We start from the raw sequence: 20,777 nt of genomic DNA, 5'->3' as shown, positions 1-20,777 counted from the left end.
CAATAATTTAAATAAGTTTAAAAGGCTTTATGGAGAATAAAATAAAAGCATTTATGGATGAGGTTATTGCCAGAAATGGTCACGAACCAGAATTCATACAAGCGGTGCAAGAAGTTGCAGAAACGGTTATACCATATATTGCAAATCAAGACATATATAATGGTAAGAACATTCTTTTAAGAATGGTAGAACCAGAACGTTTAATTTCATTTAGGGTAGCGTGGGTTGATGATGCAGGTGAAATTCATGTAAACCGTGGGTATAGAATACAAATGAACTCAGCAATAGGTCCTTATAAAGGTGGATTGCGTTTTCACCCAACCGTAAATGCGAGTATCTTAAAATTCTTGGCTTTTGAGCAAGTATTTAAGAACAGTCTTACAACATTGCCAATGGGTGGTGGTAAAGGTGGTTCTGATTTTGATCCAAAAGGAAAATCTGATGATGAGGTAATGCGTTTTTGCCATGCCTTCATGTTAGAATTAAATAGACATATAGGTCCTAATACAGATGTGCCTGCCGGTGATATAGGTGTTGGTGCTCGTGAAATAGGTTTTCTTTTTGGCATGTACAAAAAGATACGTAATGAGTTTACCGGGGTATTAACTGGTAAAGGTCTTTCTTGGGGTGGTTCTAAAATTAGACCAGAAGCTACAGGTTACGGTACTGTGTATTTTGCACAAAGTATGCTAAAGACAAAAAACGAAACTTTTGAAGGCAAAACAGTAGTAATTTCTGGGTCAGGAAATGTTGCTCAGTATGCAGCTGAAAAAGCAATTTTATTAGGGGCTAAAGTGGTAACACTTTCAGATTCTAGTGGTTATATCTATGACAAAGATGGCTTGAACGATGAGAAGCTTGCCTTTGTAATGGATCTTAAGAATAATAGAAGAGGACGTATTTCTGAGTATGCGGATAAATATGCTTCTGCAGAATTTCATAAAGGAAAAACACCTTGGGAAGTAAAATGTGATATTGCATTACCATGCGCTACCCAAAATGAGCTAAATCAACAAGATGCTAAAAATCTATTGAAAAATGGATGTATGTGTGTTGCAGAAGGTGCTAACATGCCTTGTGATACAGATGCTGTTCATGAATTTAATAACGCAAAAATATTGTTTGCACCAGGTAAAGCTTCAAATGCAGGTGGTGTTGCAACTTCAGGTTTAGAAATGTCTCAGAATTCATTAAGAATTAGCTGGACACGTGAAGAGGTTGATGAGCGTTTAAAAGATATTATGGAAGACATTCACGATTCTTGTATCGAATACGGTAAAGAAGAAGATGGTTTCTGTAACTATGTAAAAGGAGCCAACATTGCTGGTTTCGTTAAGGTTGCCGATGCCATGTTAGCACAGGGTGTTATCTAGAACTTAAGTTTACCATAATAAACATATAATGCGAGACGCTATTTTTAGGGTCTCGCATTTTTTTATGCAAGGTTGTCACCAAGCTTCAATCAACTATCTTTGTTGAAATAGATGTTCTAATATGCAGGTAACCACAAAGGCTATAATATTTTCTGCAATTAAATATGGCGATACAAGTCTTATTGTTAAAGCCTTTACAGCATCAGACGGAATTAAATCGTATTTATTGAGAGGAGTGTTATCTTCAAAGAAAGGTAAATTAAAAACCGCTTATTTTCAGCCCTTAACTCAATTAGAGATTGTTGCAAACCATAAGAACAAAGGCACATTAGAGACACTGAAAGAAGCAAAAGTTTTTTATCACTATCAAACTTTATATGCAGACATGGCTAAAAATGCAATGACCTTGTTTTTAGCAGAGTTGTTGGGCAATAGCATACGAGAAGAAGAGAGAAATGAAGATTTGTTCCAGTTTCTAGAAGCTTCATTACAATGGCTAGATATGCATAAAGATGTGGCTAATTTTCATCTCTATTTTATGTTGTCATTGACACGCTTTTTAGGTTTTTATCCAGATGTATATCAGATAGATAAGCCCTATTTTGATTTGTTAGAAGGGGAGTTTGCTGCTGTTGAATCGTTGAACCCAATGTTAAGAGGAGAGAATATTTATTATTTCAAGACCTTATTGGGCACAAATTTTGATGCAATGCATACCGTGAAGATGAAAAAAAATAATCGCCAAGAATTACTGAAGTCTTTAATCCTTTATTTTGAATTGCATTTACAAGGATTTAGAAAACCAAAGTCGCTTGCCGTTTTAAATGATGTTTTTAATACATATGTATAAATATCTATTTATAGCACTTTTTTTATGTTGTTGTTTTGGTAATGCTCAAGAAATTATCGTGCTAGATGCCGATAGTGGTGAAGAGATTTCCAATGTGGCCGTATACAATAAAGATAAATCGAAGATTGCGCTATCTAACTTCGATGGGGTGTTTAATGCTTCTGTATTTACCAGTAAAGAGCGCATCACACTAAAGCATATTGGTTATCAAGAATTTAAAACCACTAAGCTGCAATTGCAAAGACAAGGTAATAGCGCTTATTTGATTATGAAGGCTCAGCAATTAGATGAAGTGGTTATGTCCGTTTCTAAATGGGAGCAGCAAAAAAGAGACATACCCAATAGAATAATTTCTTTAGATGCAAGGTCGATTGCTTTTTCTGCACCACAAACTGCTGCAGATTTACTTCAAAATAGCGGTAAAGTATTCGTGCAAAAAAGCCAAATGGGTGGTGGTAGCCCTATGATCCGTGGTTTTGCAACAAATAGATTGCTACTATCTGTTGATGGGGTAAGAATGAACAACGCCATATTTAGAGGTGGTAATGTGCAAAATGTGATATCTGTTGATCCCTTCACTATTAAGAATACGGAGGTTATTTTCGGTCCGGGTTCGGTTATATATGGTAGTGATGCAATAGGTGGTGTTATGAACTTTTACACTAAAAAACCTATGTTATCGCAGAATGATAGCCTTTTGGTACACGGTAATGCCAATTATAGATTTGCATCTGCTAATATGGAGAATACGGTACATGCAGATATTAACCTAGGTAAAAAAACATGGTCTTCACTTACCAGTATGTCGTATAATAATTTTCAAGATTTAAGAATGGGTTCTCATGGACCAGATTCATATTTAAGAAATACATACGTAAAAACAGTAAACGGTATTGATGAGTTGGTAGAAAATGATTCTCCAAAGAAACAAGTTCCCACAGGTTATGATCAGATAAATTTCATGCAAAAATTTCTGTTTAAACCCAATGCAAAATGGGATTTGAATTTAGGAGCCTATTACACCGAAACATCTAATTATTCTAGATATGATCGTTTAATTAGACCTACAAGTGATGGTTTAGGCTTGCGTTCTGCAGAATGGTACTACGGGCCACAGAAGTGGTTTATGGGGAATGCGCAAGTACAGAAAAAAGGAAACGGAAAAGTATATGATGGTTTAAAACTAGGGTTGGCATATCAGCATTTTGAAGAAAGTAGAATTAATAGAGATTTTCAAGATGCGATAAGAAACACAACCAAAGAAAAAGTAGATGCAGTAAACTTTAATATTGACCTTGAGAATAAAAAGATTGGAGATTTTAGGCTGTATTATGGTACCGAGTATATATATAATAAAGTAAGATCAAATGGTTTTGATTTAAATATTAGTACTGACGAAAAAACCGATGCTGCCTCACGCTACCCAGATGGTTCAACTTGGCAAAGCTTAGCTGGGTATGTAAATGGCGAATATAAAGCCAAACCAAATTTCACGATTATGTCCGGGTTACGATATAGCCATGTATGGGTAGATGTTGTATTTGATGATACTTTTTTTGAATTTCCGTTTGAAACCGCAGATTTAAGTACAGGGGCATTAACGGGAAGTATAGGTTTTAGTTGGTTCCCTAGAGCGAATCTTCAACTTACTTTAAATGGTTCCACAGGGTTTAGAGCTCCAAATATAGATGATGTCGGTAAAATTTTTGATTCTGAACCAGGGTCGGTGGTCGTGCCAAATCCTGATTTAGAGCCAGAGTATGCGTATAATGCCGAAATAGGTATTCAGCGAAATATCAATGATAAGATCATATTGAAGGGTGCTGCATATTACACGTATTTAGTAGACGCTTTGGTGCGTAGAGATTTTAGTTATAATGGAGTTTCTGAAATTGAATATGGTGGCGAGTTAAGTAATGTGCAGGCAATTCAAAATGCCGCTAAAGCTTATGTGTATGGTTTTGAATTTGGATTGGAAGCCTATTTGACAGAACAATGGTCTTTATCTTCTAACATAACGTTTACGGAAGGTGTGGAAGAGGAAGATGATGGTTCTGAAACTCCCGCACGTCATGCAGCACCTACTTTTGGGGATTTCCACATTGTATGGAAAAATCAAAGACTACGAACAGATTTGTTCTTGAATTATAATGGAGAAATAGCGTATGATGATCTTGCAGTTTCAGAACAGTCTAAAGAGTATATTTATGCAACAGATGAAAACGGAAATCCGTTTGCACCATCTTGGTATACTTTAAATTTTCGTTCTCAATATGATGTAACCAACAGGTTTAAGGTAACCGCTAGTTTAGAGAATTTAACTGATCAACGGTATAGAACATATTCGTCTGGTATAGTTGCGCCAGGGTTAAATATTATTCTTGGTGTTGGGTATCATTTTTAAATGAAAAAAGACCCGGTATTAACGGGTCTTTTAAAATTATAAAAAAATGGTTATTGTTAGTGTTTAACCGCATTTTTTACATCTTCAGCTTTTTGAGCTGCTTTGTCAGCTGCATCATTAGCAGCATCTTTTACGTTATTACCAGCTTCTTTTGCAGCATCAACACCATCTTGACCTGCTTTTTTAGCGGCATCCATAGTATCTTCACCAGCTTTCTTAGCAGCATCAATACCTTCTTGACCAGCTTCTTTTACTGAATCAGCAGCATCACCAGCAGCATCCATTGCGCCTTCGCCAGCTTCTTTAGCAGCATCCATACCTTCTTGTCCTGCTTCTTTGGCAGCGTCGATTGCACCTTCGCCAGCTTCTTTTAAATCGTCACCAGCATTTTCTAATGCAGCTCCTGCTTCATCTGTTGCTGCTTTAGCTTTATCAGCTGCATCTCTACAAGAAACAGATAAACTAAGTGCTAAAATTGCTAATGATCCTAAAATTACTTTTTTCATTTGTGTAAACTTAAATGGTTAATTGTTCGTGGTAATATACGTAGAAATTTAACTTTTGGATGTTTTAGACCCAAATAAATACATTAATACATGGTTTATAGGTATTTCAGTACACTCAATACACTCCTTTTTGATCAAAATTTTATAATTTTGCAGCCTTTTAAACCCAGTACTATAAGCATTTTGTATGAAGTTCACAGAATATCAAGGATTGAATTTACCAAAGGTCGCAGAAGAAATACTTGACTACTGGTCAAAGAATGCCATTTTTGAAAAAAGTATATCTACTCGTGAGGGTAAAGATAGTTATGTATTCTATGAAGGTCCGCCATCGGCAAACGGTATGCCGGGTATTCATCATGTAATGGCTAGAACCATTAAAGATATCTTCCCAAGGTATAAAACCATGAAAGGTTTTCAAGTAAAGCGTAAGGCTGGATGGGACACTCATGGTCTTCCTATTGAATTAGGTGTTGAGAAAGAACTGGGTATTACGAAAGAGGATATCGGAGTTAAAATTTCTGTAGAAGAATATAATGCTGCTTGTAAAAAAGCGGTAATGAGATATACCGATGTTTGGAATTCGATGACCAAACAAGTTGGGTATTGGGTAGATATGGAGGATCCGTACATTACCTATAAGTCCAAATACATGGAAACTGTTTGGTGGTTGTTAAAACAGATATATTCAAAGGATTTAATATATAAGGGTTATACCATACAGCCATATTCACCAAAAGCAGGAACTGGGTTAAGCTCTCATGAGCTAAATCAGCCAGGTACCTACCAGGATGTGACTGATACTACGGTAACAGCTCAGTTTAAAGCTGTAGAAGAAACATTGCCAGATTTCTTACAGAACGAAGGCACAGTTTACTTTTTAGCTTGGACAACTACCCCTTGGACATTACCTTCGAATACAGCATTGACTGTAGGTTCTAAAATTGATTATGTATTAGTTGAATCTTACAATCAATACACTTTTGAGCCTATGAATGTTGTACTTGCCAAGAATTTGGTAGGCAAACAATTCTCAGGTAAGTTCAAAGAAGTATCAGAGAAGGCTGAGTTATTAGAATACAAGTCTGGTGACAAAAAAATTCCTTTCTATGTTGTAAAAGAGTTTAAGGGAAAAGATTTATTAGGTGTTCGTTATGAGCAGTTAATGGATTATGTACTTCCTTATGAAAATGCGGAAAATGCTTTCAGAATAATTGCAGGTGATTTTGTGACTACCGAAGATGGTACAGGTATCGTACATACCGCACCTACTTTTGGTGCAGATGATGCCCTTGTTGCAAAGCAGGCGGTGCCAGAAATACCACCAATGTTAGTATTAGATGAAAATGCAAACTTGGTTCCTTTAGTTGACTTGCAAGGTAGGTTTAGGCCAGAGTTAAAAGAATTGGGTGGTAAGTATGTTAAGAACGAATATTATGAAGATGGTGAAGCGCCAGAACGTTCTATAGATGTTGAAATTGCCATTAAGCTGAAAGAAGAAAATAAAGCCTTTAAGGTAGAAAAGTATGTGCACAGTTACCCAAACTGCTGGCGTACAGATAAACCAATATTATATTACCCATTAGATTCTTGGTTCATTAAAGTGACCGATGTAAAAGATAGAATGTTTGAATTGAACCAAACTATTAACTGGAAGCCAAAAGCAACTGGTGAAGGTAGATTTGGTAATTGGTTGGCGAATGCAAATGACTGGAATCTTTCTAGATCACGTTATTGGGGTATTCCATTACCAATTTGGAGAACAGAAGATGGTAAGGAAGAAATAATAATAGGATCTGTAGCAGAGCTAAAGTCAGAAATGGCCAAAGCAGTTGAAGCGGGGGTATTAGAAAAAGATATCTATGCAGATTTTGTAGTTGATGATATGTCTGATGCGAACTACGATAAAATAGATTTACATAAGAATATTGTTGATCAGATTGCATTAGTGTCTTCATCTGGCAAACCAATGAAGCGTGAAAGTGATCTAATCGATGTTTGGTTTGATAGTGGTTCTATGCCTTACGCCCAGTGGCATTACCCATTTGAAAATAAAGAGTTGATAGATGAAGGAAAGACATTTCCTGCAGATTTTATAGCAGAAGGTGTTGATCAAACACGAGGTTGGTTCTATACCTTGCATGCAATTGCAACTATGGTATTCGATTCAGTTGCGTATAAAAATGTTGTTTCTAACGGACTTGTTCTTGATAAAGAAGGTAAGAAAATGTCTAAGCGATTAGGTAATGCTGTAGATCCTTTTGAAACTATGAATGAGCATGGTGCAGATGCTACAAGGTGGTATATGATTAGTAATGCCAACCCTTGGGATAACCTGAAGTTCGATACTGAAGGTATCGCTGAGGTAAAGCGTAAGTTCTTTGGCACCTTATATAATACCTATTCCTTTTTTAGCTTGTATGCTAATTTAGATAAGTTTACTTATGCCGAAGCAGATGTACCGATGACTGAACGTACAGAGATAGACCGTTGGATTTTATCAGAATTAAATTCATTGATTAAAACTGTAGACACGGCTTATGACGAGTATGAACCAACACGTGCTGCAAGAGCTATATCAGATTTTGTTCAAGAGAATCTAAGTAACTGGTATGTTCGTTTGTGTAGAAGACGTTTCTGGAAAGGAGAATATGCTCAAGATAAAATTGCGGCATACCAAACTTTATACACATGTTTAGATATTGTTGCAAAATTATCAGCACCAATTGCACCATTTTTTATGGATCAATTGTATTTAGATTTGAATAAAGCTACCGTAAAAGATGGTTTTGAAAGTGTGCATTTGGCAGATTTTCCAGTTGCAGATGAGTCACTTATTGATAAGAGTTTAGAAGTTAAAATGCAGAAAGCGCAAATTATTTCTTCTTTGGTGTTATCAATTCGTCAGAAAGAAAAGATAAAAGTGCGTCAGCCGTTGCAGAAAATAATGATTCCTGTATTGGATAATAAAGACAGGGAAGAAATTGAAGCAGTGTCAGAATTAATAAAATCTGAAGTTAACGTTAAGGAAATTCAACTGCTAGATGATGCATCAGGAATATTAGTAAAACGTATTAAGCCTAATTTCAAGACGTTAGGTCCAAAATTCGGTAAAGAAATGAAGCAAATTGCTCAAGTTGTCAATGGTTTTGATCAGAATGACATCCAAAAAATTGAGCAGGATGGCGAATTAACAATCCAATTAGAAAATAAAAGTATTACTTTACAGTTACAGGATGTAGAAATCTCTTCTCAAGATATTGAAGGTTGGATGGTAGCGACCTCTGGTAAATTAACTGTTGCCTTAGATGTAACAATTAATGAAGAGTTGAGAAATGAAGGAATTGCAAGAGAGTTGGTCAACAGAATTCAGAATATTAGAAAAGATTCTGGTTTTGAGGTTACAGATAAAATTGCAATTGAAGTATTAAAAGACGGTTTTGTTGAAGTTGCTGTAAAAAATAATGTAGAGTATATTAAAACAGAGACTTTAACGGCGGAGTTAAATTTTGTAGAAAAATTGGACAAAGGTGTAGAAATTGCTTTTGACGAGGTGAACACTAAATTGTTTATTGAAAAACATTAAAAGATGGCAGAAGATTTAAAAGTAAGGTATTCTGACAAAGATTTGGCAGAATTCAAAGTATTGATTGAAGAGAAGATAGAAAAGGCAAAAAGCCATTTAGAGCTCTTGAAAAGTGCTTATATGAACGATGGTAATAATGGTACCGATGATACGTCGCCTACCTTCAAAGCATTTGAAGAAGGGTCAGAAACTATGAGTAAAGAGGCAAATACGCAATTGGCTATTAGGCAAGAAAAGTTTATTAGAGACCTTAAGAATGCGATGTTACGTATAGAAAATAAGACCTTTGGTATATGTCGTGTAACAGGTAAACTAATTAATAAAGAGCGGTTAAAACTTGTGCCACATGCTACATTAAGTATTGAAGCTAAAAATATGCAGTCATAATTAAAACGCCTTTAGGGGCGTTTTTTAATAGCTTTTATTTTGAAAGTTTCCCTATTATATTTCGTGATTTTATTTTCTATTGGGCTCAGTGCTCAAAAGAAAATGTATGAAAATATTTTAGCAGAACATATTAGTTTAATACAGGTTGATGCTACTAACTGTTTTGCTGTTGAGGTACAAACAAGTAAGAGTAATGAAATTAGTATCATAGCAGAAATGGAGGGTGAATATAGTCAAGACTTAGATTTAGAGGTTTCAACTAATGGTTCTACGATTATTGTTGAAACAGGCTTTACTCCAAATTTCGAAAATCCTAATGATAAACTAAGTGCTCATAAAGTAGTTTCAATTTTATTGAAACTAAGAATCCCTTCTTATAAAAATCTAGAAATCTATGGTACCAATACTAGGGTGGTTTTAGATGGGGGGTATAATGAACTGCATGTATCATTATCAGACGGTACATGCATATTAAATAATATAGAGGCAGAAGCTAAAATAAAATCTCAAAGTGGTAATATTAAGGTTTATTCTGCAGCAGCTGCTATAAGTGCTACAAGTAAGTACGGTGAGGTTTCTGCGAATCTCATACCAAAAGGAAATTCTACTTTTACATTAGAAACTGTTACAGGAAATATAGATCTCATTAAAACCGAATAATATTTATATTTTTGCGCTCATTGATGAAAGCCCATGAACATTAAAAAATCTGTACTGTTTATTCTATTGATATTAATTATTGATCAATGGAGTAAGATTTATATAAAGACCCATTTCGTTTTGGGAGAGTCTGTTGAGGTATTTAACTGGTTTAAAATACTTTTTATTGAAAATGAAGGTGCTGCTTGGGGTGCAAAATTAAGTGATGTATTACCTATTTCGGATAATATCGGAAAATTAGTTTTAACGGTATTTAGATTATTTGCCATTTTTGGTATAGGATATTGGCTTTTTGATGTCATTAAGAAAAAAGCCTCGAATACCTTAATTTGGGCGGTTTCATTAATTTTTGCCGGGGCGTTAGGTAATATTTTGGACTCCGTTTTTTATGGTGCTATTTTTAATGAAAGCTATAATGAAGTAGCAACCTTATTTTCTGATGAACCTTATGGTAAGTTATTTTATGGTAAGGTGGTAGATATGTTATACTTTCCAATGGTAGATTCTACTTGGCCAACGTGGATGCCTATGGTAGGCGGACAGAATTTTAGATTCTTTGAGCCAGTTTTTAATATTGCCGATACTGCAATTAGTACAGGTGTGGGCATATTACTGGTTTTTAATAAAAGAGCATTTAACAAAGAAGAAGAGACGTCAGCACAAGAAGTAGAAAGCCTACAAGATTAAGGCGTTTTAAAAGAATAGGTTTTATTAGGTGTTACGCAATAATCGAGAGGTATATCTGTAGCGTCAACATCATCTATTGAGTCTTCTGCTTCAAAGAAAGATAGTCCAATTTTTATGATATCCTCTTTACAATCACTGAGAAATCGATCATAATATCCTTTTCCATATCCTATTCTATTTCCTGTCTTGTCAAAAGCTAAAAGGGGAATAAAAACAACATCTATTTTTTTTGGTTCAATAGTAATGCCGTCAACGGGTTCGGGTATATTTAGGCTATTGGTAGTAAATTTTGTGTTGTCGGTAAGTAGAAAATGTTCTAATTGTGTAGAAGATTTAATTTTCGGAACAATGACATTTTTATCTAAACCAAGAAGTATTGAGATAATACCTTCTGTATTTATCTCAGCTTTTTGTTCTATCGGTAAAAAAATATGAAAATATGAATTGCTCCATATTGGCAATTGCAAAACTGAATTCGCAATTGCTATACTTTGAGAAGATAATTGAGAGGGTGTAAGGGAACTACGTAATTTTAAATATTTTATGCGTAAATCTTTCTTCAACATCGTGAAGTGATTTTAACATATTGATATTTCAATTTATTCTTTACCTGCAACAGCAAAAAATACCTTAAAAAATAACATTAAAATAAGGTAAGTTCCTAAAGTGATGATATAACTATCCATAATATTTGTATTGTAAATGAACCAATAATTGTTGTTGTTGTGTTAAAAATAGGTAAAATAATTAATACAAGCTCTTTAAACGGCACTTTTTTATCGTTGAAATACACTTTTTTATAAAAAAATTAACAGTTTCATTCATATAACGTTACTTAGAAACAATTAATTGCTTGAAAATCAAAGATTTAAATATATGTATATTATTTCAAATTATTAATACCATAATATGAATAAGGTAATATTATTTAGATGTAAAAATATAGGTCCATTAAATATCATATTCATAATCACTTAAAAAGAATTGTAATTAGAATTTACTCATGTGGTGTAATACGAAATGAGTTTTATAGACTAAATTAGTGGTATCAAATTATGACAGAAATTCCCATAAACATACAGCTAAGTGCATTACCTACCGGTCCGGGAGTATATCAGTTTTACGACAGTAATGACGGTATATTATATGTGGGTAAGGCAAAGAATTTAAAGAAACGAGTTTCATCCTATTTCAACAAGAATCATGAATATGGTAAAACTCGTGTTTTAGTCAAAAAGATTCGGTCTATTAAGCATATTGTAGTGCCAACGGAGTCAGATGCCCTTTTGTTGGAAAATAATTTAATTAAAGAATTAAGACCTAGGTATAATGTATTATTAAAGGATGATAAGTCATACCCTTGGCTTTGTCTTAAAAATGAACGATTTCCAAGATTTTTCCCGACCAGAAGGGTGATAAAAGATGGCTCTGAATATTTTGGTCCGTATACTAGTATGAAAACAGTGCGTGTGCTTTTAGATTTGATTAAAAGTGTGTATCCATTAAGAACATGCAATTATGATTTATCTGCCGAGAAAATTAATGCAGGTAAATATAAGGTGTGTTTAGAATATCATTTAGGCAATTGCAAAGGACCGTGTGAAGGATATCAATCTATAACAGAATATGATCGGCAAATAGATGATATACGCGAAATTGTAAAAGGAAATTTTAAATCATCGATCACTTATTTTAAAAGCCAGATGAAAGCTCTGGCAGAAGAAATGAAGTTTGAAGAAGCTCAAGAGATAAAAGATAAGATAGATGTTTTAGAAAATTATCAGGTTAAAACGACAATAGTAAACCCTAAGATCAGTAATGTAGATGTATTCAGTATAATATCAGACAATGCTTTTGCGTATGTTAATTTTCTTCAGTTGGCGCATGGGTCAATAATAAGGTCCCATACTATGGAAATTAAGAAGAAACTTGAAGAGAAAGATGAAGATTTGCTAGAATTGGCTATTGTTGAAATTAGAGATCGATTTAAATCTGATTCAAAAGAACTTTACGTACCTTTTAATATAGCTGTATCGCCAGGGTTAAAAGTAACTGTTCCGAAATTGGGAGATAAAAAGCGAATTCTAGATTTGTCTGAACGTAATGCCAAATTCTTTAGGCAAGAACGTTTTAACCAAATTAAAATAATTGATCCTGATCGTCATACTAATAGAATAATGGCGCAGATGAAAAAAGATATAAGGTTATCTGCAGAGCCTAGGCATATTGAGTGTTTTGATAACAGTAATATTCAAGGTAGCAACCCTGTGGCGGCATGTGTTGTTTTTAGAGATGGAAAGCCGTCAAAAAAAGAGTACAGACATTATAACATAAAGACAGTAACTGGTCCTGATGATTTTGCATCTATGGAAGAAGTGGTGTACCGTAGGTATAAAAGATTGCAAGAAGAAATGCAGCCATTGCCTCAGTTAATTGTTATTGATGGTGGAAAGGGTCAATTATCATCAGCTTTAAAAAGTTTAGATCTTTTAGGGTTGCGTGGTAAAATTGCTATTATTGGTATTGCAAAACGATTAGAGGAGATTTACTTTCCAGAAGACCCTATACCTTTGTATTTGGATAAGAAGTCTGAGAGTCTTAAAATAATTCAATATTTACGAAATGAAGCCCACAGATTCGGGATAACGTTTCATAGAAATAAAAGAAGTAAAGGAGCTATTAATTCTGAATTAGAAGGTATAGATGGTGTCGGTGAAAAGACAGCACAGCAATTGTTGAAGAAATTCAAATCGGTAAAACGCATCAAAGAAGCTTCTATAGAAAGTCTAAGTGAAGAGGTAGGGGCATCAAAAGCAAAAAAGATATATGAATCTTTTCGTAAAGAATAATTTAGGTAGAATACCAATACTGTTGTCGGTGCTTTTATTGAGTGTCGGCTCTTTGTTTGCTCAAAATAAAGAGGAAAAGAAAAAGCCTAAAATTGGTTTGGTATTAAGTGGCGGCGGTGCAAAAGGTATGGCGCATATAGGTGCTTTAAAAATTATAGAAGAAGCAGGTGTTGAAATTGATTATATAGGCGGTTCTAGTATGGGTGCTATTGTAGGTGCTTTATACGCAGCGGGCTATACTGCTAATGAATTAGATTCTATCTTTAAGACAACCAATATTGGTTCGTTAATTCAAGATAATCTTCCTAGAAGTGCCAAAACCTTTTATGAAAAGGAAGATTCTGAACGTTACTCATTGACGCTGCCCTTCAAGAATTTCAAAGTTACCGTGCCTCCGGCATTTTCGGGCGGGCAGAATATATATAATGAGTTTGTTAGGCTATTATATCATGTAAAAGATATAGATGATTTTAATATGTTGCCAACTCCGTTTGTATGTATAGCGACCGATATTGAAACAGGTAAACAGGTAATTTTAAACTCAGGATATTTACCAGAAGCTATTTTGGCAAGTGGAACATTGCCATCTCTTTTTGAGCCTACGATCATTAATGATAAAGTGTTGATAGATGGTGGTGTGGTTAATAATTATCCTATAGATGAAGTTAGGGCAATGGGCGCTGATATTATAATTGGCGTAGATGTTCAACATGATTTATCTGACAGGGAAGCCTTGTTGTCGGCAACTGAAATATTATTACAAATAAATAATTACCGTACAGTTGCAGATATGAAGATCAAGTCTAAAAAGACAGATATTTATATAAAGCCGAATATAGAAGAGTACTCTGTAATAGATTTTAATAGGTTAGGTGAAATTGTAAAAACGGGTGAAGATGCGGCTAATTTAAAAATTGACGAACTAAGAGAGCTGGCGACAGGTTTTGAAAAAAGTAAAAATTCAATTTCTGTAATTGAGCCAGATGAAAAGCTAACGATCAATAGGTTGTTGATTGATGGTAATACTGTTCATACTAGAGGTTATGTAAAGGGTAAGTTGCGGTTTAATTTAGACGAGCCTATTAACTTTAAAAAGTTGCAACAAGGTATGAGTAATTTATCTGCAACAGGTAACTTTAGAACAATCAAGTATAAATTGCTTGATAATTTAAATGGTGGTGAAGATTTAATTCTTCCGTTAGATGAAACTAGAAATACCTCGTTTTTGAGGTTAGGGGCTCATTTTGATGATTTGTATAAAAGTGGGGCGCTTATTAATATTACAAAAAAGAGAATACTGTCAAAAGACGATGTCGCTTCCTTTGATTTTATTTTAGGTGATAATATTAGATATAACTTTGAATATTATATAGATAAAGGTACTTATTGGAGTTTTGGAATTAATTCTAGATTCAATGATTTTGAGCAAGAAATTAATTTTGATTTAATAGAGGATAATTTTGAAGTAGGCGCAGGAACTACACTTAATAGAATTAATTTAAATGTTTCTGACTTTACAAACCAGCTGTATATACAAACCGTAGTTAAAGAAGAGTTTGCGTTTACACTTGGTGCGGAGTTTAAGCATTTACAATACAGTACAAGAACATTTGGTGATACACCCGATGTTACTACGCCAGGTACTACATCTAGTAATGGTAGAACATATTTTGAGAGGAGTAACTTTATAAGTGCCTTTGGGTCATTGAAATTAGATACGTACGACGATAAATATTTTCCGTCTAGAGGCTTATATTTTAACGGTGATATGCATTATTATGTATTGTCATCAGATTTTAATAATAATTTTAAAGATTTTTCTATATCTAAAGCTCGTTTAGGTATGGCAATGCCTTTGGTGAATAGGCTGTCTATAAATATAGAAACAGAAGGTGGTTTTAAATTGGGAACTTCTAACGTTACTTCTTTTGATTTTCTTCTTGGTGGTTATGGAACAGATTTTATAAATAATTTTGTTCCATTTGTTGGGTATGATTTTATAAGTCTGCCTGGTAACAGTTTCGTAAAAGCATATGCGAGGTTAGATTATGAATTTGCCAAAAAGAACCATGCTTTGTTCACGGCAAATTTCGCAAATGTTGATGATGATCTTTTTAGAACAGGAGATTGGTTTAAGGCGCCAACATACTCGGGTTATGGAATAGGGTATGGTCTGGAGTCATTTTTGGGTCCGGTGAACCTCATGTATTCGTGGACACCAGAAATAGATAAGTCTCAATTCTTTGTAAGCGTAGGCTACTGGTTTTAATATTGTTTAATTTAAAATTGCAGCTAGAAAAAGGGTTTAATATATCTTCCTTTTCTTAATAGTTTCCTAAATATCTATTAGAAGTGTGAATAACTGTTAAGGTTATCATTAAAGTAAGTTAAACCGTACTGTGGGTAGAATAATGTGCCTTAAATTTACATCAGCTAAGGGGTGGTTCCCTTACAACTTTAAGTAGTGGTTTTTCATAATTTAAAGTTTGGTTGGTTATTTAGGAAAAGCCCAGTTTTTAAGCTGGGCTTTTTTTATACAACAATACTTTGGAATAAATTTTGTTTAAGATATTGTAATGAAAGTTATAGAGAGTTATCTATGACTATTTTTACATTAAAATACGGACTATGAAAAAACTATTTTTATTCGCCCTTATCTTAACATATTTTGGTGTCCAAGGTCAAGGTTCTCAGTCGGCTTTTAAGACAGGAGAGTGGTTGAAGTTTAGAATGCATTATGGTTTTTTAAACGCAAGTTATGCGACGCTGCAGGTAAATTCTGCGACTATAGATGATAAATCTGTTTATCATGTAGTTGGTCATGGCGAAACAACGGGTGTAGCTAGTTGGTTTTTTAAGGTAGATGATACCTATGAAAGTTATTTTGATAAACAAGATGGCAAACCATATAGGTTCGTTCGTAAAATTAATGAAGGTGGTTATAAGAAAGATGTAGAAATAAACTTTGATCATAATACATCTAAAGCAGAACTTAATGATAAGAAAAACAAGAAAAAGCTTAATTTTACATTAGAGAACAATATACAGGATCTAATATCCGCTTTTTATTTTTTAAGGAACAACTATAAAACGGAAGACCTTGAAGTAGGAAAAGCGATTACCCTGAAAATGCTTTATGACGATGACGGTATTTTCGACTTTAAACTTAAATATTTAGGTGTTGAAGTTGTAAATACAAAATATGGTAAAGTAGAATGCTTGAAGTTTAGACCCTTGGTACAATCGGGGCGTGTATTTAAAGAGCAAGAAAGCTTATCATTATGGGTGTCGAATGACGACAATCGAATTCCTATAAGAATTAAAGCAGATTTAGCGGTGGGTGCTATAAAAGCAGATATAGATGGTTATAATGGTCTTAAGCATCAGTTTAAAATTATAATGGATTAGACCCCAAATGGAAGATAAAGAGAAGATTAAATCCCAAATCTCTAAGTTAGAAGAAAAATATAAAGATTCAGGGCAAGATCTAAGCTCTTATTTAGATGGGTTATTGCACCAACGTTATCTTACCTATTGGGATTATATTCATCTAGATACTTTATTAAGTCTACAGGTTCCAAGAACACATTTTCCTGATGAAGAGATTTTCATCATGTATCATCAAATTACCGAGCTTTATTTTAAATTGATTTTGCATGAGCAAAAACAATTGGTAGATGATAAAAGTAACAGCTTAGATTTTTTTATAGAAAAGGTTAGAAGAGTTAATAGTTATTACAAAGTGCTTATTTCGTCATTTAGTGTAATGATTAAGGGTATGGAGCGTGAGCAGTTTTTGCAATACCGTATGGCACTGCTGCCAGCAAGTGGTTTTCAGTCTGCTCAGTTTAGAATGATTGAACTATATGCTACACCTTTAGAGAATTTAGTTCATGTTTCGGAAAGAGCTCAATTTTCTTCAGAATCTACTATAGAAGAATTATACGAACATATCTATTGGAAAAAAGGTGCTACAGATAAAGATACAGGCGAAAAAACCTTGACCTTAAAACAGTTCGAGTATCGTTATACGCCTAGGCTAATAAGAATAGCAAAACAGGTAGAGAACGCAACAATATATCATAAATACCTAAGTTTACCCAAAGAGCAGAGAGAAGATAAAACTTTGGTAGCTTCTTTGAAAACATTAGATGTAAACGCCAACATTAATTGGCAACTAATGCACATGGGGTCTGCTCATAGGTATTTAAGAAAAGAGACTGGTGACATAGAAGCTACAGGAGGTACAAATTGGAAAGAATATTTGCCGCCTAGTTTTCAGAAAATCGTTTTTTTTCCAGAATTATACACTGAACAAGAATTAAATAATTGGGGTAAGCAGTGGGTAGACCATATGTTAAATCCAGATAAATCAAGAGTAGAATAATGCAGAAGTATTGGGGAGTATTATTGGCATTAATAGTAATTGCATCATGCAAAGACGCCGATAATGAGAAGAAAGACGTAGCTCAAAATGTTAAGGTTGCTGAAGTGCCACAAGTAAATGAGAGATTTGGTTTTAATTTAGACGAATTCAATGTTAAGTTAGATACTATTAAATATGGCGATAGTTTTGGTGAATTAATGCAGAAGAATAAAGTAGACTATCCAAAGGTTCTGGCTATTTCAGAGAATTTTAAAGATAGTTTTGACGTTCGTAAAATTCGTGTAGGTAAGCCATACACTATTTTGCAATCTAAAGATACCACAGCACAAGCACAGGTATTTATTTATGAGAACGATCCAATTAACTTTACCGTTGTAGATTTACGCGATAGTGTTAATGTATATAAGGATAAGAATAAGGTTAAATTTGTTCAGCGAGAAGTTTCGGGAGTAATAGAATCTAGTTTGTCAGAAGCTATATTAGAACAGGGTGTAGATTATAACGTTACGCATAACCTAGCTAATGTGTATGCATGGACAATTGATTTCTCTAGATTACAAAAGAACGATAAGTTTAAGATCATCTACAATGAGAAATTTATAAATGATACGGTATATGCAGGTGCAGAGCCTATTGAAGCAGCATATTTTGAGCATAATGGCAAACCTATATATGCCTTCGCTTATGAAAATGATTCGCTAAGAAGTTTGGTTGATTACTTTGATGAGAATGCAAATAACCTAAGGAGAACGTTTTTAAGAATGCCAGTTGAGTATGGTAGATTATCTTCTAGGTACAATCTTAAAAGAAGAATAAAATACTACGGTTATAAATTACGACCACATAAAGGAACAGATTATGCGGCGCCTATAGGTACACCAATTATGGCTACAGCAGATGGTACTGTTGTAGAGTCTACAAGAAGAGGCGGTAATGGTAAATATGTTAAGATCAGACATAATGGTACGTATTCAACACAGTATCTACACATGAAAGCTCAAAAGGTAAAGAAGGGTGAGTTTGTGCGTCAGGGAGATGTAATTGGATGGATTGGTATGACAGGTAATACAGGTGGACCACATGTGTGCTATCGCTTTTGGAAAAATGGTAAACAAGTGGATCCATTGCAAGAAGAACTACCGCAAGCAGAGCCTTTACATGATAGCTTAAAAGAAGAATACTTCGCGTATATCGCAACATATAAAGAACAATTAGATTGTATAATCTATCCTAAAGTTTTAATAGAAGAAGACGAGGATTTACTAACACTTAATCAAGAAAATGGCACTAAATAAAATAAACCCACAGCAAACTGATATTTGGAAGAAATTAACGGCTCATTACGAAGAAACTAAAGGTACGCATCTGAGAAGTTTGTTTTCTTCGGATGCAAAAAGAGCTGAAAAATTCACATTACAGTGGAATGATTTCCTTTTTGATTATTCAAAAAACAGAATATCAGAGGAGACAATGCAGATGTTGCTTAAATTGGCTGATGAGGTAAATTTAAAAGGAGCTATAAAAGATTATTTTGGTGGAGATCTAATCAACGAAACAGAAGGCAGAGCTGTTTTGCATACAGCACTTCGTGCTAAAAGGGACGATGTTGTTTTGGTTGATGGTGAAAATGTAATGCCAGAGATATATGAGGTAAAAGAGCATATTAAAGAATTTACCAACTCTGTAATCAATGGCGAATTAAAAGGATATACCGGTAAGGCATTTACCGATGTAGTAAATATAGGTATTGGCGGTTCAGATCTAGGTCCTGCAATGGTAACTGAAGCGTTGAAATTTTATAAGAACCAATTGTCTATACATTTTGTTAGTAATGTAGATGGTGATCATGTTCATGAAATCTTAAAAACATTAGATCCTGAGACAACGTTGTTCGTTGTAGTTTCTAAAACTTTTACAACACAAGAAACATTAAGTAACGCTACTACTATTAAGAAGTGGTTTTTGAATCATGGTACGCAAGAAGATATTGCAAAGCACTTTGCTGCGGTATCAACTAATAGTGAAAAAATTGCTGAATTCGGTATAGACGCTGCTAATGTATTCCCAATGTGGGACTGGGTAGGTGGTAGATTCTCTTTGTGGAGTGCTGTTGGATTAACAATTGCCTTGGCGGTTGGTTATGATAACTTTGATGCAATGTTACAAGGTGCCAATGAAACCGATGTACATTTTAAGGAAACCGAATTCTCAGAGAACATTCCGGTTGTTATGGCACTAATAAGTGTTTGGTATAATAACTTTTATGGTGCAGAGACAGAGGCAATAATTCCTTATGCACAATATTTAAGTAGATTTTCAGCCTACTTACAGCAGGGTATAATGGAAAGTAATGGTAAAAGTGTAGATAGAGCTGGTAATAAAGTTGGTTATGAAACAGGAACTATTATTTGGGGAGAACCAGGTACAAATTCTCAGCATGCCTTTTTTCAGTTAATACACCAGGGTACTAAATTAATACCAACAGACTTTATTGGTTTCAAACATTCTTTACATGGCGATAAGGACCATCATAATAAATTGATGGCAAATTATTTCGCACAGACCGAGGCTTTAATGAATGGTAAAACTAAAGAAGAAGTAGTTGCAGAATTAAAGACTAAAGATTTATCTGAAGCAGAAATTAATAAGCTAGCTTCGTTCAAGGTATTTGCGGGTAACAAACCTACTAATACTATTTTAATGAATAAGCTGACTCCAAAAAGTTTAGGCTCTTTAATAGCTTTATATGAGCATAAGATTTTTGTACAAGGAGTGATTTGGAACATATTTAGTTATGATCAATGGGGTGTAGAATTAGGAAAACAGCTCGCTGGTACTATTCTAGATGATATTAACAATTCAGATATTTCTGATCACGACAGTTCTACATTGAGACTTTTGCAATATTTTAAGAAATAATTCTTAATACTGTAAAGTTCCTATTAAATGGATAACTATTTCATTTTCACATAAATTGTGTTTGGTTTTTAGGTATTTTTGTCTTGCTGATTTAACGTTCTCTTAACGTTGGAGGTTTAAAAATAATTGACTTTTGCAGCAAGTTAAAAAACTAACAAATACTCGAAGA

15 protein-coding genes are annotated in these 20,777 nt (G+C 34.1%); 13 read left to right on the top strand and 2 right to left on the bottom strand.

All coding sequences use genetic code 11. The features are described from left to right. Positions 1-29: 29 nt before the first annotated feature. From gdhA to BUC31_RS02605, 3 genes are all read left to right on the top strand, one after another. A complete protein-coding gene (gene gdhA / locus BUC31_RS02615) occupies positions 30-1,373 on the top strand; it encodes an NADP-specific glutamate dehydrogenase (protein WP_073240986.1) in 1,344 nt (447 codons plus the stop codon). Positions 1,374-1,494: 121 nt separating this feature from the next. Next, positions 1,495-2,223 carry a DNA repair protein RecO gene (gene recO, locus BUC31_RS02610; RefSeq protein ID WP_073240984.1) on the top strand — a complete coding sequence of 243 codons (729 nt, stop codon included), beginning with the start codon at positions 1,495-1,497 and terminating at the stop codon, positions 2,221-2,223. Then, positions 2,216-4,627, top strand: a complete 2,412-nt coding sequence (locus BUC31_RS02605; RefSeq protein ID WP_073243710.1) for a TonB-dependent receptor plug domain-containing protein — start codon at positions 2,216-2,218, stop codon at positions 4,625-4,627. The genes recO and BUC31_RS02605 overlap by 8 nt, the downstream gene beginning before the upstream one ends. Before the next feature lie 56 nt (positions 4,628-4,683). Here BUC31_RS02605 and BUC31_RS02600 read toward each other — a convergent pair whose 3' ends face one another. Then, the gene (locus tag BUC31_RS02600; protein WP_073240982.1) at positions 4,684-5,133 is read right to left on the bottom strand and encodes a hypothetical protein; all 450 of its coding nucleotides are present in this window, start codon (positions 5,131-5,133) and stop codon (positions 4,684-4,686) included. A 187-nt stretch (positions 5,134-5,320) separates the two neighbouring features. Between BUC31_RS02600 and ileS the strand changes: the two genes are divergently transcribed. The 4 genes from ileS (at position 5,321) to BUC31_RS02580 (ending at position 10,453) form a co-directional block, all read left to right on the top strand. Then, positions 5,321-8,719 (top strand): isoleucine--tRNA ligase, encoded by a 3,399-nt coding sequence (gene ileS, locus BUC31_RS02595; protein ID WP_073240980.1) that lies wholly within the window; start codon positions 5,321-5,323, stop codon positions 8,717-8,719. Positions 8,720-8,722: 3 nt separating this feature from the next. Then, positions 8,723-9,106 (top strand): TraR/DksA family transcriptional regulator, encoded by a 384-nt coding sequence (locus BUC31_RS02590; protein ID WP_036157281.1) that lies wholly within the window; start codon positions 8,723-8,725, stop codon positions 9,104-9,106. A gap of 102 nt (positions 9,107-9,208) precedes the next feature. After that, positions 9,209-9,766 carry a DUF4097 family beta strand repeat-containing protein gene (locus BUC31_RS02585; protein WP_084134927.1) on the top strand — a complete coding sequence of 186 codons (558 nt, stop codon included), beginning with the start codon at positions 9,209-9,211 and terminating at the stop codon, positions 9,764-9,766. 33 nt (positions 9,767-9,799) lie between these two features. Continuing rightward, complete coding sequence (locus BUC31_RS02580) at positions 9,800-10,453, top strand: lipoprotein signal peptidase (protein WP_073240975.1); 654 nt, start codon at positions 9,800-9,802, stop codon at positions 10,451-10,453. On the opposite strand, the gene BUC31_RS02575 is transcribed toward BUC31_RS02580, so the two are convergent. Next, positions 10,450-11,019, bottom strand: coding sequence for a 5-formyltetrahydrofolate cyclo-ligase (locus tag BUC31_RS02575; RefSeq protein ID WP_073240973.1), 570 nt, complete (start codon positions 11,017-11,019; stop codon positions 10,450-10,452). The two genes, BUC31_RS02580 and BUC31_RS02575, sit on opposite strands and share 4 nt — an antisense overlap. 489 nt (positions 11,020-11,508) lie before the next feature. Here BUC31_RS02575 and uvrC point away from each other — a divergent pair, with 489 nt between their 5' ends. The 6 genes from uvrC (at position 11,509) to pgi (ending at position 20,608) form a co-directional block, all read left to right on the top strand. Further along, positions 11,509-13,302, top strand: a complete 1,794-nt coding sequence (gene uvrC, locus BUC31_RS02570) for an excinuclease ABC subunit UvrC (protein ID WP_073240971.1) — start codon at positions 11,509-11,511, stop codon at positions 13,300-13,302. After that, entirely contained in the window at positions 13,280-15,571 is a 2,292-nt protein-coding gene (locus BUC31_RS02565) for a patatin-like phospholipase family protein (protein ID WP_073240970.1), read from the top strand. The genes uvrC and BUC31_RS02565 overlap by 23 nt, the downstream gene beginning before the upstream one ends. Positions 15,572-15,930: 359 nt before the next feature. Further along, entirely contained in the window at positions 15,931-16,710 is a 780-nt protein-coding gene (locus tag BUC31_RS02560) for a DUF3108 domain-containing protein (protein WP_073240969.1), read from the top strand. Positions 16,711-16,717: 7 nt separating this feature from the next. Next, the gene (locus BUC31_RS02555) at positions 16,718-17,689 is read left to right on the top strand and encodes a tryptophan 2,3-dioxygenase family protein (protein ID WP_073240967.1); all 972 of its coding nucleotides are present in this window, start codon (positions 16,718-16,720) and stop codon (positions 17,687-17,689) included. Continuing rightward, a complete protein-coding gene (locus BUC31_RS02550) occupies positions 17,689-18,984 on the top strand; it encodes a peptidoglycan DD-metalloendopeptidase family protein (RefSeq protein ID WP_073240965.1) in 1,296 nt (431 codons plus the stop codon). Before BUC31_RS02555 ends, BUC31_RS02550 begins: the two co-directional genes overlap by 1 nt. Then, positions 18,971-20,608, top strand: coding sequence for a glucose-6-phosphate isomerase (gene pgi, locus BUC31_RS02545; RefSeq protein WP_073240963.1), 1,638 nt, complete (start codon positions 18,971-18,973; stop codon positions 20,606-20,608). The genes BUC31_RS02550 and pgi overlap by 14 nt, the downstream gene beginning before the upstream one ends. Positions 20,609-20,777: the final 169 nt, after the last annotated feature.

The sequence above is a fragment of the Maribacter aquivivus genome, from assembly GCF_900142175.1.
In the GTDB taxonomy this organism is placed as follows: domain Bacteria; phylum Bacteroidota; class Bacteroidia; order Flavobacteriales; family Flavobacteriaceae; genus Maribacter; species Maribacter aquivivus.
The sequence above is the reverse complement of the archived record's forward strand: the minus strand, read 5'-3'. Positions and strand labels throughout refer to the sequence as shown.

What these genes read in the sequence shown, in the direction of transcription:
- gdhA (WP_073240986.1), top strand. Translation starts at nt 30, where the DNA reads ATGGAGAATAAAATAAAAGCATTTATGGATGAGGTTATTGCCAGAAAT.
- recO (WP_073240984.1), top strand. Translation starts at nt 1,495, where the DNA reads ATGCAGGTAACCACAAAGGCTATAATATTTTCTGCAATTAAATATGGC.
- BUC31_RS02605 (WP_073243710.1), top strand. Translation starts at nt 2,216, where the DNA reads ATGTATAAATATCTATTTATAGCACTTTTTTTATGTTGTTGTTTTGGT.
- BUC31_RS02600 (WP_073240982.1), bottom strand. Translation starts at nt 5,133, where the DNA reads ATGAAAAAAGTAATTTTAGGATCATTAGCAATTTTAGCACTTAGTTTA.
- ileS (WP_073240980.1), top strand. Translation starts at nt 5,321, where the DNA reads ATGAAGTTCACAGAATATCAAGGATTGAATTTACCAAAGGTCGCAGAA.
- BUC31_RS02590 (WP_036157281.1), top strand. Translation starts at nt 8,723, where the DNA reads ATGGCAGAAGATTTAAAAGTAAGGTATTCTGACAAAGATTTGGCAGAA.
- BUC31_RS02585 (WP_084134927.1), top strand. Translation starts at nt 9,209, where the DNA reads ATGTATGAAAATATTTTAGCAGAACATATTAGTTTAATACAGGTTGAT.
- BUC31_RS02580 (WP_073240975.1), top strand. Translation starts at nt 9,800, where the DNA reads ATGAACATTAAAAAATCTGTACTGTTTATTCTATTGATATTAATTATT.
- BUC31_RS02575 (WP_073240973.1), bottom strand. Translation starts at nt 11,019, where the DNA reads ATGTTGAAGAAAGATTTACGCATAAAATATTTAAAATTACGTAGTTCC.
- uvrC (WP_073240971.1), top strand. Translation starts at nt 11,509, where the DNA reads ATGACAGAAATTCCCATAAACATACAGCTAAGTGCATTACCTACCGGT.
- BUC31_RS02565 (WP_073240970.1), top strand. Translation starts at nt 13,280, where the DNA reads ATGAATCTTTTCGTAAAGAATAATTTAGGTAGAATACCAATACTGTTG.
- BUC31_RS02560 (WP_073240969.1), top strand. Translation starts at nt 15,931, where the DNA reads ATGAAAAAACTATTTTTATTCGCCCTTATCTTAACATATTTTGGTGTC.
- BUC31_RS02555 (WP_073240967.1), top strand. Translation starts at nt 16,718, where the DNA reads ATGGAAGATAAAGAGAAGATTAAATCCCAAATCTCTAAGTTAGAAGAA.
- BUC31_RS02550 (WP_073240965.1), top strand. Translation starts at nt 17,689, where the DNA reads ATGCAGAAGTATTGGGGAGTATTATTGGCATTAATAGTAATTGCATCA.
- pgi (WP_073240963.1), top strand. Translation starts at nt 18,971, where the DNA reads ATGGCACTAAATAAAATAAACCCACAGCAAACTGATATTTGGAAGAAA.